Here is a 12,712-nt window from a genome sequence, read left to right as displayed (position 1 = left end):
AGGCAAACCGCCACGCCATAGGCTCCGTCGGGGGGCCGTCGCCCTCGCGCATGGGGAACGGGTCTCGGCTGTTCGGGCGAAAAACTTCGCCGGGCTCCGCCGCGCAGATTTCTTCGTCACGGCAAACCTCGGTTCAAGAAGAAGCTTGCGCCCGCCGCGCCTGCGATGAGGACGGTGCCCCACAGCGCCCAAATCCGGCTGGACTCCGAGCGGACGTTCTCGTAACCGATGTCCTCGTTGAGCGACTGGTAGATCTGCGCGAGTTCGGCCTGGGACTCGGCTGGGAAGAACCGGCAGCTGTTGCCGGGGCTGTTGGAGAGGTCGGATATTTTTTTGAGCGAGTCCAGATCCACCGGCACTTCGTCCACTTGGTTGTCGATGGTGATCTTTCCTGACTTGGTGCCGAAGGCGACAGTGCAGACGGGAATGTGCTTTTCCTTCGCCGTGCGGGCCGCGGCGTAGGCGCCGCGCGGGGCGTTCAGGTCGTCTGGAACGGTCTCTTTGCCGTCCGAGACCAGCACAATCCTCGCCGGTGGAGTGTGGTTCTTGCCGCCGAGCGCGCCCGCGATGGTCTCGATCTGCTGCAACGCGGTGTAGATGCCCTCGCCGGTCGCGGTCTGTTTTTCCAGCTTGTCGGCGCGGATCATCTGGTCGATGACTTTTTTCGCGGTCTCGTGGTCGGTGGACGGCCGCACGAGCGGTTGCGCGCTGCCCGCGAAGGTCACCACGCCAAGCTGCACCGTCGGAGCCATGCCGTCCACGAATTTGATCGCGGCGGCTCGGGCGGCGTCCACCCGGCTGGGTTTCACGTCAGTGGCGGCCATGGATTTGGATATGTCGAGCACCAAGATCACAGTGGCCTGGTTTTTCGCGACTTGGGACACCGCGGTGGGGCCTGCCAGCGCGACGGTGAGGAACACGAGGCCCGCCAAAAGGACCGCTGCGGGGATGTGCCGGGTGAGCCCGGGGCGCGTGGGCGCGATGCTGTCGAGCAACTCGGTGTTCGCGAAACGCTGGTAGCGCCGCCTGCGCAGGATCTGTGCGCCGACATAGCCCGCAAGCACTGCGGCAACCACGAACAGGAGCAGGTACCACACCCCGTGCATGGGCGAGAACGGGTCACCGAACTTGTTCGAGGTGTCATTCATCGACGGACGACTCCCGATTGCATGTCGCCAGGGTACCAGGGGCGACTGGTCGGCGGGCCGGATCGGCCGGAGCCTTTTCTCACGCTCTCCTCTGCCGATCTTTGCCGAGCTCGTTCGCGATGCGCCCAACGGGGCGCTTGGCTTCGTCCGGGCCTGAGCACGGCGTCTTCTTGCGCGACGTTTTCCGGCTATCCCGTTGCGGGCGACCCGCTCATCCTCATGGCCCCCATATCGATGCCCATCTCCCAGACCAGTATTTCTGCCGCCGTCGTCGCTGTGGCCCGCCGCGCCCCTGCTGCGGCCAATCGCGCCGCGTCTGCGCCAGCGAGTTCCCCGCACGCTTCCAGTTCCACCGTGCCTTTCGCGATGAAGAGATGCGCGAACGGGGCGTCCGGCAATGTCACCGCCTCGCCTGGGGAGAGACGGGCCGCATGCAGCGCGGCGCGCGAGTTCGCGATCCGCACGGCGGTCTCGCCTCGGTGCTTGGCCATCCCCGAGGCGATCACCGCGAACCGTCCGGCGAGCTGCGAATCCGCGAGTTCCGCCTGCGCGTAGCCAGGTTCGAGGCCTGTCTCATCGGGCGGAACCCACATCTGCACAAACCGGACGTCGCTGTCGGAGCCGCCGTTCCGTTCTGCATGCCGAACACCTCGGCCAGCGGTCATCCGCTGCGCGACGCCAGGAGTGATCACGCCGCGGTGGCCGGCCGAGTCCCAGTGCTCCAACGCGCCGGAGAGCACCCAGGTGACGATTTCCATGTCCCGGTGCGGATGGGTCGCGAACCCGCCCGACGGCCGCAGGGTGTCGTCGTTGTTCGCCAAGAGCACGCCGAAGTGCGTGTTCTGCGGGTCGTAGTGGTCGCCGAAAGAGAAGCTGTGCCACGAGTTGAGCCAATCGAGCTCGGTGCGCAGCCGGTCGCCAGCGCGGCGGACGTCGACGCCCATCTGCTGATCGCGTCTACCAGTGCACGGGGAGGGCGAGGTTGGCGGCTTTGCGCCCATAGTGGACGAGCCGGAGCCGCCGGGCTCCTCGGCGCAGGCGGTTCATCACAGGGTTGGCATTGCGGGGAATCGCAGAAGGAGCCTCGCGTTCCCGGCGCTCGATCTCGTCGCCGGTCTCATCCCCGGCGGCGGCGGCCTGCGACTCGTCTTCCATGAGGAAGTGCTGGTGCAGGATTCGCGCGTTGGTCTTCGGGAAAAAGATCCGGAACAGCTCCATGAAGCTCCCGCCCGGGGTGTCGATCTGGGCGGGCCGTTCGACAAGGCCCCGGATGACCATCGCCGCCGCCTTCTCCGGCGTCGCGGCCCGCACGCTCTGGTAGTCGTCGGTCGGGGCGATCATCGGGGTGCGGATGAGCGGCATCCGAATGTTTGTGAACGTCACATTGTCGGCGATCACCTCGGCGGCGACGCAGTCGCTGAAACCTTCCAGGGCGGTCTTCGAGGCGATGTAGGCCGAGAAGCGGCTGATCCGCAACTGCACGCCGATGGTCGTGATGTTCACGATGTGCCCCGAGCGCCGGGCGCGCATGCCCGGCAGAAGCGCGAGGATGAGATGGGCGGCCCCGTAGTAGTTGATCGCAATAGTCCGCTCGAGGTCGTGCAAGCGCCCCAAAGTCTTGTCCGCTGTGCGCCGGATCGACCTGCCTGCGTTGTTCACCAAGAAATCCACATGTCCGTGCTCGCCGAGCACCGTTTTGACCAGAAGGTCGACGGCGCTCTGGTCGGTGATGTCGCAGACGTACGGGTGCGCCGCCCCGCCCTTGGCGCGGATCTGTTTCGAGACCACGTCCAAGTCCTCGCCGTTGCGGGCGACGAGGAGCGTGATCGCGCCTTTCTCCGCGGCCTTGATCGCAGTCGCGCGGCCAATTCCCGAGGACGCGCCCGTGATGAGGACGACTTTGCCGACGAGGGGTCCGTCCGGATGGGGTCGGGCGAAACGCCAGGGGTCGAGGTGCTCGTACCAGTAGTCCCAGATCTTCGTGGCGTAGCTCGCCAGGGGAGGGCATCGGACGCCGTCCGGCGCGAGCGCGGCTTCGGTCTCCGCAGTGGTGAATGTCGTGCTGAGTCCGGCGAAGTCGAGCATGGCGGGCGGGATGTGGCGGTTCTGGAACCAAAGGTCTTTGACTTGGTTCAGCGGCTTGCGCTTGAGCATGGACAAGAACGGTCTGACCAGCTGTTTCGGAAGGGGGAAAGCCCATTTCGGCCCACCTATGGCCGGGGCCAGCGCCCGGTAGAGGTCCGTGAAGGAGTGCGACTGCGGGCTCATGAGGTGGAAGACGCGCTGACCTGATGCTCCAGGGGCGGTGGAGGAGTGGATGAGGGCGACGACGCCGTCGGCGACGAAGTCCACGGGGACGTAGTTTTGCACTCCCGCGTCAGGAATCGCGAGCGGCAGGAATTTCGGCAGCTTCGCGAGCCGGCTCAAAAGAGGGAAGAAGTAGTAGGGCCCGTCGATTTTGTCGATCGCCCCCGTGCGCGAGTCGCCGAGCACCGCAGACGGGCGGTACACCCGCCAAGTGAGATCGATCGCCTCGCGGACCAGCTTCTCAGCCTCGAACTTCGTCTCTTGGTACGCGTTGAGGAAGCCTTGGCCGAGGTCGAAGTCCTCCTCGGTGAACTCGCCCTTGAAGTCGCCGGCCACCGCCACCGACGAGATGTGGTGCAGCGCGGCTCCGAGCCGCCGCGCGACTTCGACCGCATGGCGGGTGCCGTCGATGTTCGCCGCCCGGTTTGCTTGGTCGGAGGCGGCCATATCGTAGATGGCGGCCAAGTGCACGATGTGGTCCACCTGCGGCAGGTCGCCGGACACCGCGAAGCCGGGCTCAGCGATGTCCCCGACGAGCGCGCGGACTCGTTCGCCTCCGGGCCAGCCGGCTTTGAGCGCGTCGAGCTTTTGGGCGGACTCGCGGCGCACTAAAGCGTGGACCAACGCCTCTGGGTCGCGCGCGAGCAGCCGCGCGATGACGCGGCGACCGATGAAACCTGTGCCGCCAGTCACCAGATAGCGTGTCGGCCCGGTCGTCGACGCGCCAGTGGGATCGGCGGCGGGGGAGGTCATGGACATGCGGCTCTCCTGGGAAGGCGGTTGACAACGTTATAGTGCTGTGCGGCAATCTACCGCAGCAGGATGACACGCATAGGAGACGGGTTTCGCATTTCTGCTGCGCGATCCTCTAGGCTGACATGTGTGACCTTCGCCGAAAAGAGCCATAATCCGCCGTTGAGCAGGCGCGCGTTGTTTGTCGGCGGCGCGGGCGCGGTCGTCGCCGCCGGGGCGGGAGCCGTTCTATGGTCGTCCGGCGATTCCAAGACCGCTCCGGGGGAAACCGGAGCTTCCAAATCTGCCACCGCGCGTCAGCAGAGCTACCCGGAGTCCGAAGAGGGGCGCTTCGCTTCGGCGGCGCGCGGCGGCGTGGACACCAAATGGAGCATCCAACGCCCGGCCGGTGTGCATTCCGTGCTGCATCCGGTCATTCTTTTGCACCGTCAGGGCGACGACCACACTTCGCCCTTCCGCGACTTCCAGCTCTCCGAAGCGCTTTCCACCGCTGTTGCTGGCGGGGTCACCCCGTTCGCGCTGTGCTCTGTGGACGCGCAGCTGCCGAATGGCGCAGACTCCTTTTACCATGCGAGATCGGCGCAGGGGAAGACGGTCGACTCCGGGAAAATGATTCTTGACGAGTTCATCCCGCTCCTTGCGACCAAGGGACTGGACATCTCGAAAGTGGCGTTCTGGGGTTGGGTCATGGGCGGCTATGGCGCGCTGCGGCTCGGCGCGCTCTACGAGCAGGCCCATCCCGGCTCGGTGGTCGGCATTGTTGCGGTGGCCCCTGCGCTCGGCATCCGCAATCCGCCGTTGTCGGGCTCTTTCGACGGCTCTGACGACTATCAGAAGAACGCGGTGTCCAATTACCTCGACACGCTGCGGAAGATCCCTTTGCGGATTGACAGCGGCAGGTCCGGCTCGTATGTGGACGGCGCGCGCGCCTTGATCAACCAGCTCGCCCCGACGCAAGTGCAGGGCGGGATCGCGAGCAGCGGGAATTCAGAAGAACAGGCATTTTTGAAATCCCTGGTCCCCGATGAGTTAGCGTTCTTGGGCAAGAGCTTCAGCGGTCGCTGAACCTGCTGAGGATTCGTTCGCGTTCTCAGGGGGTCATCTGCCGCCTCGGCGTTCGCCGGTGTTTGCCGCGCCGGGAGGCTGGGGCGAGTCGCCCGCTTGGCAGAGATGGTTGAGCGCGTTCATTTCGTTGCGCAGCTTGTTCGAGCTGAAATTGAAGTTCGCGGCCCAATCCTCGCCGGCGTCTCCTTCTTGATTTGGGTGCGCCAAGCCTGCGAGCATGCCGGGGTCCACGGCTGGAGCCGCTTCGGGGATGCTCCCGCCTGCTTTCCCGCTCGGCGTTGTGTCGGGGGCGTCCCCGTTTTGCTTTTCGTGCAGGGCCGTCGCGAAACTTGCGGCGGTGTCTGTGGCTTCTCTGGCGATGCGCTTGAGCCCGTCCTCCTGCGTCTGGTGCGCCAAATCGTTGAGCTGGCTGTTCAGGCGGTCGGCGAGCTCGACTTCTTTCTGCAACAAAGCGGCCGCGTCGACATCGGTGTTGGGCTTCGCGGCGGTGGCGGAGCCTTCCTTCTTGTCCCCGCCGTCCTCGTCCTCGTCGCCGCTGTCCTGGTCGTCCTCGGCTTGGGCCGCCTCGGCCGCGGCCTCCGCGTCGGCGGCCTTTTTCAGGTCGGCGTACGTCCGGTCGATGTCGGGCAGCGCGGCCGCGAGCGTGGGGCAATACGCGGCTTCCGGCTCCGCGACGGCGCTCGCGGCTGGCGAGACGATCAGGCCGAGACTGAACAGCGAGGCGAGCAGGGAGGTCTTGGACGTGTTCACGGCATGACCATACCAGCGCGAGGCCTCACCTGCGGCGCCTGCGGACGCCCTGGTCCCCGAACACGAACCCCTCAGGGGCGAAGGTCTTGCAGGCGTATCGGCCACCAGAACTTCTCCCCGAGCATGACTGCGACTGTGGGCACGATGAAGGTGCGCACCACGAAAGTGTCGATGATGAGTCCGACGCCGATGGTGAAGCCGAGCTGCGCGAGATGCAGCAGACTGGAGCCCAGCATGCTGAACATGGTCATCGCGAAGACCATGCCCGCTGTGGTCACCACTGCGCCGGTGCCGGTCATCGAGCGGATCACGCCGGTTCTGACACCAGCGCCCATCTCTTCCTTGAAACGTGAGACGACGAGCATGTTGTAGTCCGCCCCGACCGCGATGAGCACAGCGAAGACTGCCGCTGGAATCGACCAATGCACCTGGACGCCGAGGATGTGCTGCCAGACCAGCACGCTCACCCCGAGCGTGGAGAGGAACGAGATCGCCACCGAAGCGATGACGACGCCTGCGGCGATCACACTGCGCAGCAAGAACAGCACGACAGTGAAGATCACGGTGAGCGCCGCGACGAGCAGCACTTTTTCGTCCCGCTCGAGGACGGTGTGCGTGTCGGTGACCATGGCCGCGGCCCCGCTCACACTGGCCGTGCTGCCTTCGAGCGGGGTGTGCTTCAACGCGCCTGCCACAGTGGGCGCCAGCTCCTGGGCGCGGGCCATCCCGACGGAGCTATAGCTCGAACTTTTGCCCATGACGATCATGCGCGTGGTTTTGCCGTCCTGGGAGAACATGGCGTTCACATAGGGTTTGATCCTCGGATCGCCGAGCAGGGCCGCCGGAAAGTAGAAGAAAGAACCATTGCCCGCCGAACTCTTGCCGACGTCCTGCATCAGGTACGCGACGACGCCGAGTTGGTTGGCGAGCGGCTCGACGGCAGTGTTGACCGCTGCGACGGTGTCGCGCAATTGGCTGAGCGAGCGGGTGAGCAGCGGAACCGACGCGGCAGCCCCCGAGATGCCCTCGCCGAGCGAACCGGTGAGGGTTTGCAGCTGTTGGAGGGCTTTGGCGAGTTGGTCCGCGCTGGCGAATCCCGACACCGCGCCCCGCGCCGCTTTCGCCGCCCCGATGCATTCCTGGTCGCCGAGGCATTGTTTGATATCTTTTGCCGCAGTCGTGTCGATCGTGGGCTGCAGGAGCTGCCGCAACAGGTGCAACTGTTTGTTCAGCTTGTTGAAGTTCGACGTGAGCTGCGAGGACGAGCTCTTCAGCCCGCCGCTTTGCCGTCCTGCGGCGTCGAGTGTTCCTTGCAGCCCGTCAATTGTGCCGATGATCTGGTTCAAGTTTTCGGTGAGTGTGTGCAGCTGGGCGACGCGGTTCTTGATCAGCTCGCTGTTCTGCGAGAGCATCGCCCCGGCGTAGCTGATGCCGTAGCCGAGGGAAGTCTGCGTGAGCGGCACGCCAGTCGGGCGGGTGAGCCATTGCACCGCTATGACATCCGGCATTTGGCTGATTTTTTGCGCGACTTGCTCGAGGGTGCCGATGTCTGAGGAATTGCGCAGATCATGGGTCGACTGGATGAGCACGGTTTCGGGGTAGAGCTGGCTCGACGGGAAGTGCTCCTGCATCGCCTGCACTCCTTTGGCGCTTTCCAGCTTCTTCGGGATGAATGAGATTTCGTCGTAGTTGAAGTTCGCTGTCGGCACAGCCAGCATGAAGAGCGTCAAGATTCCCAAGGCCACGGCGCAGACCGGCTTCGGCCAACGGGCGACGCGCGTGCCGATCCGCTGCCAGATATTTGTGTACTCTCCTCGCTCGCGCGGTTCGAAGAGCGTGAACCATTTCGCACCCAGGAGCAGCATCGCGGGGGTGGCCGTCAGCGCGCACAGAGTCGCAACGGCCATGCCGACGGCACAGGGCAGGCCCATAGATTTCAGGATGTCGAGCTGGGCGAAGCCCATGCAGGCGAGCCCGCCGCAGACGGTGAGCCCTGAGGCGAGGATGACGGGCGCGACCCCGCGATATGCGGCGCGGTATGCGGCGTCGACGCTCAGTCCTTTGCGTCTGCCCTCTTGATAACGGCCGATGAGGAAGATCGAGTAATCGGCTGCCGCGCCGATCAGCAGGGCGCCCATGATGGCGTTGGTGAAGAGCGACGTCGGGAGCACGTCCGCTTCCACGAGCAAATTCACCATGGGGAAAGCAGCTGCGAGGACGAGCCCGATGCTCAGAAGCGAGAGGGCCGTGACCGACACAGACCGGTAGACCACCAGGAGCAGGATCGCGATGAGCGCGGCGGACACAGCTGCCAACCAGCTCGAGTCGGCGAGCACCGCGTTGATCTCGTCGACGGCCGCTTGGCTCATTCCTGCGATAAAGACATTTGTGCCAGGCGGTTTAGGGAGGGAATCGACGATCGACTGCACCGCTTCGACTGCCTCGTAGCCCTTTGCGGAGCCGATGTCGCCTGCGAGGTTCATCTGTAGGTACGCGAGTTCCTTGTCCGGGCTTTCCACAGCTGCCGCCAGCTGCGGGTCGGACCACATGTCAAACACGGATTTGACATGTTCCTTGTCATCGGTGAGCTGACGGAGCAGGTCAAGTCGGTATTGCCGGTCGGCTTGGTCGAAAGGCCTGTCTTTCTCTACGATGAGGACGGCCTGGTTGTTGGTGATGGACTCGCCGAAGGCTTTGCCCATGCGCATGAGCGCGGCGGCGGATTCGGTGTTGGTGGGGAAAAGCGGGCGGTCGTGGTTTTTGAGCAGGCTTTCGAACGGCGGGGCGAAAAGGTTGAGAGCGGCCGCCGCGAACACCCAGACCGCCACGATGGGCAGGGCGAATTTCGCGATGAGGGAAGAAATACGGATCGTTGGGGTTTTCCAGCCGGTTTTTCGAGGCGCGCTTCCGGTGTCGTGTTGGGCTGAAAGCGTGTCAGGCCCAGAAGTGCCCATGGGGTCTGGCCTCGGTCCTTCTCGTGTCACGTTCTGCCTCTGTTTTGATTTTCAGATTTACATGGGGAGTTTTTGGAAACCGACCAAATTGCAGCTGACCGATGGGTTTTCCCCGGTGCCGGTTTTCTCGTCGATGACTTGGCCGTCAACACTGATCCGACACGTCACCGGGCCGTTTTGCGTCAAAACGGTCACTCCGGCCACGAAGCCGATGTCCCGAGTGGTCACAATGCTCCGCCAAGGAGCGGGACCGATGAAAAGCTGAGTCTTTGCTTTTTCATCCAAATACGAGACAGTCACTTCTTGTCCTGCTGGAGCCAACGCCTCATAAGCGACATTCTTCGGATTCAAAGAAAGACTGAGGCTGGCGAGTGGTGGTTGTTTCGGCTCTTTGTTTCCTGCGGGGAGGGCCACGTCTTTCGAGGTGAGGACATAGGTTCCTGCGGCGATCCAGAGCACGGCGATCATGAGATAGGCCCAGTCTTGGGGTCTGATCAGGGCGTATTGCTTGCTCCTGGATTGCCGAAGTGTTCGCTTCGGCCGCGCCGCGGGGCGTTGTATGTCCACATTGACATCAGCCATCCCGGGAATATACATCAGCAACCTGCCTGTCGAAACTGCGTCCAAAAGAGATCTCCGGAGCGTGAACAGGCGTATTTGTGAAAAGAATCCAAGATGTAATCAAATCTTTATTTCTGTTCTTCGTGCTCATCGTTTTCGGGACGGACTCCCCATCGCACGCTGCTCACCGATGGCTCAAGGCCCAGGGGGGTGGTGACCACTTCTAATTGACGGTCTTCGCGGTGTTCGGCCGAGAATTCCGCCCGGACCTCGACGAGGCCGTCGTGGTCCGTTTCGGTGCTGGTCATGGAGATGAGCTGGAAATCAGAGCGGCCAAGAGTCTGAAGCAACTGCGCCCGGACCCGGACGGCGGCCTTCGTTTTGACCACGGCGACGACTTCGTAGATGACAGCCGGGTCTTCGGACTCGGCTTGCTCAGACGCCGGGAAGCGGTCGATCTGGCGGGCGAAAAGACGCAGGAGGACATTGACGACGACGACCGCCGCCGTTCCGACGACGGCGGTCGAGTACAGGCCCGCGCCGGCGAGCGCCCCGACCGCCGCGGTGCACCAGAGCGTCGCGGCCGTGTTCAAACCTCGCACAGAGAATCCGTCGCGCAGGATGACGCCGCCGCCGAGAAATCCAATGCCGGACACGATCTGCGCCGCGACTCGGGTCGGGTCGGGCGTGCCGACCGAGCCCGGACCGAAGCCGTGGGCGGAGAGCAAGACGAACAAGGTCGATCCAACCGCGACCAACGCGTTGGTCCGGAGCCCCGCGCGCCTGGACCGGTACTGCCGCTCAATGCCGATCACTGTGCCGAGGCCGACCCCGGTGGCCACGCGTAACAGCATTTCCCATTCGGTCACGAATCGACTCTAAAGGACTCGGCCCCCTCCCGGAAGCGCGGCGTTGCCGCGCCGAAGGCCTGACGCCCGCGATCGCGCCCGTTCCGATATACTGGACGTGCCTCGTCGCGAGCCTGCCGCTCTCGCGACTTGAAACTTGCGCTCGTCTCGCGTAATGTGGACCAACGGTGCGCTCGGCGCGCCGTGTTGTTGTGCGCGGCTCTCATCCGGTTTCGTCACACGGCCGGTGCGCCTCCTGCGCTCTCTGCGCTTTCCTCTGTTTGGCCAAGGCCGACAGGGCTGGCGCAGTGCAATCTGAACCAAATGGCACGGATCGTGGAGGTTATGGCTAAAAAAGACGGCGCCATCGAGGTCGAAGGCCGAGTGGTCGAACCACTGCCCAACGCGACATTTCGCGTTGAGCTGGACAACGGCCATAAAGTGCTCGCCCATATCAGTGGCAAGATGCGGCAACACTACATCCGCATTCTGCCGGAGGACCGGGTCGTCGTCGAGCTTTCCCCGTACGACCTGTCCCGAGGCCGGATTGTGTACCGGTACAAGTAAAGCAACAAATCAGGAGATCCAAACGTGAAGGTGCAACCGAGCGTCAAGCGGATCTGCGACAAGTGCAAAGTGATTCGGCGACACGGCCGGGTCATGGTGATTTGCGAGAACCTGCGCCACAAGCAGCGTCAGGGGTGACGACACCGCATGCGGCGTAGACCGACCGCATAGGGAACGCGGGACGAGGCTTTCCAGCATCCGTCAATGCGGCCCAAAAGCACAGAAAATATTCTCCTCGCGCCTCCTCGGCTTCTGCTGAGGTCGCCCCCGGATCGAAGGCCGGGGCCCCGCACCGCCTGCGGGGACGGTCGAGGAGCAGACCTTCGACGAGTGAAAGGACAGAGCCGAATGGCTCGTTTGGCAGGGGTCGACCTCCCGCGCGACAAGCGCCTGGAGATCGCGCTCACTTACATCTATGGCATCGGCCGCACCAAGTCGAAAGAAATCTTGGCTGCGACCGGCCTCTCGCCGGACCTTCGGACGAAGGACCTGACCGACGCCAACGTCGCCCAGCTGCGCGAGTACATCGAGAACTCCCTGAAAGTGGAGGGCGACCTGCGCCGCGAGGTGCAGGCCGACATTCGCCGCAAGGTTGAGATCGGCTGCTACCAAGGTCTGCGCCACCGTCGCGGCCTTCCGGTCCGCGGCCAGCGCACCAAGACGAACGCACGTACCCGCAAGGGGCCCAAGAAGACTATCGCCGGCAAGAAGAAGGCCAGGTAAACCATGCCACCGAAGAACCGCGCCGCAGGCGTGAAGAAAGTCCGTCGTCGGGAAAAGAAGAACATCCCGAACGGGGCCGCCCACATCAAGTCCACGTTCAACAACACGATCGTCTCGATCACCGACCCCGAGGGCAATGTCATCGCGTGGGCCTCGTCCGGACACGTCGGCTTCAAAGGCTCCCGCAAGTCCACTCCCTTCGCCGCGCAGCTCGCCGCCGAGAACGCGGCCCGCAAGGCGCAGGAGCACGGTCTTAAGAAAGTCGACGTCTTCGTCAAGGGCCCCGGTTCTGGCCGGGAGACCGCGATCCGCTCCCTCCAGGCCGCTGGTCTTGAGGTCGGCAACATTTCTGACGTCACGCCGCAGCCGCACAACGGCTGCCGCCCGCCGAAGCGTCGCAGGGTCTAGGGGAAAGGTACAGAATTATGGCTCGTTACACAGGACCCATCACTCGTCGTTCCCGCCGTTTGCGCGTGGACTTGGTCGGCGGGGACAAGGCGTTCGAGCGCCGCTCCTACCCGCCCGGCCAGCATGGCCGCTCCCGCATTAAGGAGAGCGAATACCTCACCCAGCTCCAAGAGAAGCAGAAGGCGCGGTTCACGTACGGCGTCATGGAGCGCCAGTTCCAGAACTACTACCGCGAGGCGCACCGCCGTCCCGGCAAAACTGGCGAGAACCTGCTGCGCATCCTTGAGACCCGGTTGGACAACGTGATTTACCGCGCCGGCCTCGCCCGCACCCGCCGTCACGCCCGTCAGCTCGTCACCCACGGCCACTTCCTGGTCAACCAGAAGCGGGTCGACGTGCCCAGCTACCGGGTGAGCCAGTACGACATCATCGATGTGCGCGAGCAGTCAGCCCACGCTGATCCTTTCGAGATCGCCCGCGAATACTACGGCGACCGCCCGGTTCCCGGCTGGTTGCAGGTGGTCGAGGGCTCCTTGCGGATCTTCGTCCACGCCGAACCCGTTCGCGAGCAGATCGACGTGCCGCTGCAAGAGCAGCTCATCGTCGAGTTCTACTCGAAGTAATCCTA

The 12,712-nt window shown here is 64.0% G+C and carries 13 protein-coding genes; 6 read left to right on the top strand and 7 right to left on the bottom strand.

The window, feature by feature from the left end; all coding sequences use genetic code 11:
* Positions 1 to 116: 116 nt before the first annotated feature.
* The 3 genes from SROT_RS12600 to SROT_RS12590 all read right to left on the bottom strand — a co-directional run bounded on the left by SROT_RS12600 (position 117) and on the right by SROT_RS12590 (position 4,214).
* Positions 117 to 1,148: a VWA domain-containing protein gene (locus tag SROT_RS12600; RefSeq protein ID WP_013139405.1), complete on the bottom strand. Its 1,032-nt coding sequence runs from the start codon at positions 1,146 to 1,148 to the stop codon at positions 117 to 119.
* Positions 1,149 to 1,336: 188 nt separating this feature from the next.
* Positions 1,337 to 2,092, bottom strand: coding sequence for a pirin family protein (locus tag SROT_RS12595; RefSeq protein ID WP_013139404.1), 756 nt, complete (start codon positions 2,090 to 2,092; stop codon positions 1,337 to 1,339).
* A gap of 13 nt (positions 2,093 to 2,105) precedes the next feature.
* Positions 2,106 to 4,214, bottom strand: a complete 2,109-nt coding sequence (locus SROT_RS12590; RefSeq protein WP_013139403.1) for an SDR family oxidoreductase — start codon at positions 4,212 to 4,214, stop codon at positions 2,106 to 2,108.
* A gap of 123 nt (positions 4,215 to 4,337) precedes the next feature.
* Between SROT_RS12590 and SROT_RS12585 the strand changes: the two genes are divergently transcribed.
* Positions 4,338 to 5,273: an alpha/beta hydrolase gene (locus SROT_RS12585; protein ID WP_013139402.1), complete on the top strand. Its 936-nt coding sequence runs from the start codon at positions 4,338 to 4,340 to the stop codon at positions 5,271 to 5,273.
* Between the two features lie 33 nt (positions 5,274 to 5,306).
* Here the strand turns inward: SROT_RS12585 and SROT_RS12580 are convergent, their stop codons facing one another.
* The 4 genes from SROT_RS12580 to SROT_RS12565 all read right to left on the bottom strand — a co-directional run bounded on the left by SROT_RS12580 (position 5,307) and on the right by SROT_RS12565 (position 10,407).
* Positions 5,307 to 6,023: a hypothetical protein gene (locus SROT_RS12580; protein WP_013139401.1), complete on the bottom strand. Its 717-nt coding sequence runs from the start codon at positions 6,021 to 6,023 to the stop codon at positions 5,307 to 5,309.
* A gap of 71 nt (positions 6,024 to 6,094) precedes the next feature.
* Positions 6,095 to 8,977, bottom strand: a complete 2,883-nt coding sequence (locus SROT_RS12575) for an MMPL/RND family transporter (RefSeq protein WP_013139400.1) — start codon at positions 8,975 to 8,977, stop codon at positions 6,095 to 6,097.
* 57 nt (positions 8,978 to 9,034) lie between these two features.
* Positions 9,035 to 9,445, bottom strand: a complete 411-nt coding sequence (locus tag SROT_RS12570) for an MmpS family transport accessory protein (protein ID WP_049773446.1) — start codon at positions 9,443 to 9,445, stop codon at positions 9,035 to 9,037.
* A gap of 221 nt (positions 9,446 to 9,666) precedes the next feature.
* Positions 9,667 to 10,407: an MgtC/SapB family protein gene (locus tag SROT_RS12565; RefSeq protein WP_041407314.1), complete on the bottom strand. Its 741-nt coding sequence runs from the start codon at positions 10,405 to 10,407 to the stop codon at positions 9,667 to 9,669.
* 324 nt (positions 10,408 to 10,731) lie between these two features.
* On the opposite strand from SROT_RS12565, the gene infA reads away from it, so the two are divergent.
* From infA to rpsD, 5 genes are all read left to right on the top strand, one after another.
* Entirely contained in the window at positions 10,732 to 10,953 is a 222-nt protein-coding gene (infA, locus tag SROT_RS16605; protein WP_013139397.1) for a translation initiation factor IF-1, read from the top strand.
* Between the two features lie 24 nt (positions 10,954 to 10,977).
* The gene (gene rpmJ, locus SROT_RS16600) at positions 10,978 to 11,091 is read left to right on the top strand and encodes a 50S ribosomal protein L36 (protein ID WP_007466645.1); all 114 of its coding nucleotides are present in this window, start codon (positions 10,978 to 10,980) and stop codon (positions 11,089 to 11,091) included.
* Between the two features lie 210 nt (positions 11,092 to 11,301).
* A complete protein-coding gene (gene rpsM / locus SROT_RS12550; protein ID WP_013139396.1) occupies positions 11,302 to 11,676 on the top strand; it encodes a 30S ribosomal protein S13 in 375 nt (124 codons plus the stop codon).
* Between the two features lie 3 nt (positions 11,677 to 11,679).
* Positions 11,680 to 12,084: a 30S ribosomal protein S11 gene (rpsK, locus tag SROT_RS12545; RefSeq protein WP_013139395.1), complete on the top strand. Its 405-nt coding sequence runs from the start codon at positions 11,680 to 11,682 to the stop codon at positions 12,082 to 12,084.
* Between the two features lie 17 nt (positions 12,085 to 12,101).
* A complete protein-coding gene (rpsD, locus tag SROT_RS12540) occupies positions 12,102 to 12,707 on the top strand; it encodes a 30S ribosomal protein S4 (protein ID WP_013139394.1) in 606 nt (201 codons plus the stop codon).
* The last annotated feature ends 5 nt before the right edge of the window (positions 12,708 to 12,712 follow it).

The organism is Segniliparus rotundus DSM 44985, from assembly GCF_000092825.1.
GTDB lineage: Bacteria > Actinomycetota > Actinomycetes > Mycobacteriales > Mycobacteriaceae > Segniliparus > Segniliparus rotundus.
Note: the sequence above shows the minus strand (reverse complement) of the source record. Positions and strands in the feature narration are given on the sequence as shown.

Bases quoted from the DNA above. Each gene is read 5' to 3' on its own strand.
- SROT_RS12600 (WP_013139405.1), bottom strand. From the start codon at position 1,148: ATGAATGACACCTCGAACAAGTTCGGTGACCCGTTCTCGCCCATGCAC.
- SROT_RS12595 (WP_013139404.1), bottom strand. From the start codon at position 2,092: ATGGGCGTCGACGTCCGCCGCGCTGGCGACCGGCTGCGCACCGAGCTC.
- SROT_RS12590 (WP_013139403.1), bottom strand. From the start codon at position 4,214: ATGTCCATGACCTCCCCCGCCGCCGATCCCACTGGCGCGTCGACGACC.
- SROT_RS12575 (WP_013139400.1), bottom strand. From the start codon at position 8,977: ATGGGCACTTCTGGGCCTGACACGCTTTCAGCCCAACACGACACCGGA.
- SROT_RS12570 (WP_049773446.1), bottom strand. From the start codon at position 9,445: ATGATCGCCGTGCTCTGGATCGCCGCAGGAACCTATGTCCTCACCTCG.
- infA (WP_013139397.1), top strand. From the start codon at position 10,732: ATGGCTAAAAAAGACGGCGCCATCGAGGTCGAAGGCCGAGTGGTCGAA.
- rpsM (WP_013139396.1), top strand. From the start codon at position 11,302: ATGGCTCGTTTGGCAGGGGTCGACCTCCCGCGCGACAAGCGCCTGGAG.
- rpsK (WP_013139395.1), top strand. From the start codon at position 11,680: ATGCCACCGAAGAACCGCGCCGCAGGCGTGAAGAAAGTCCGTCGTCGG.
- rpsD (WP_013139394.1), top strand. From the start codon at position 12,102: ATGGCTCGTTACACAGGACCCATCACTCGTCGTTCCCGCCGTTTGCGC.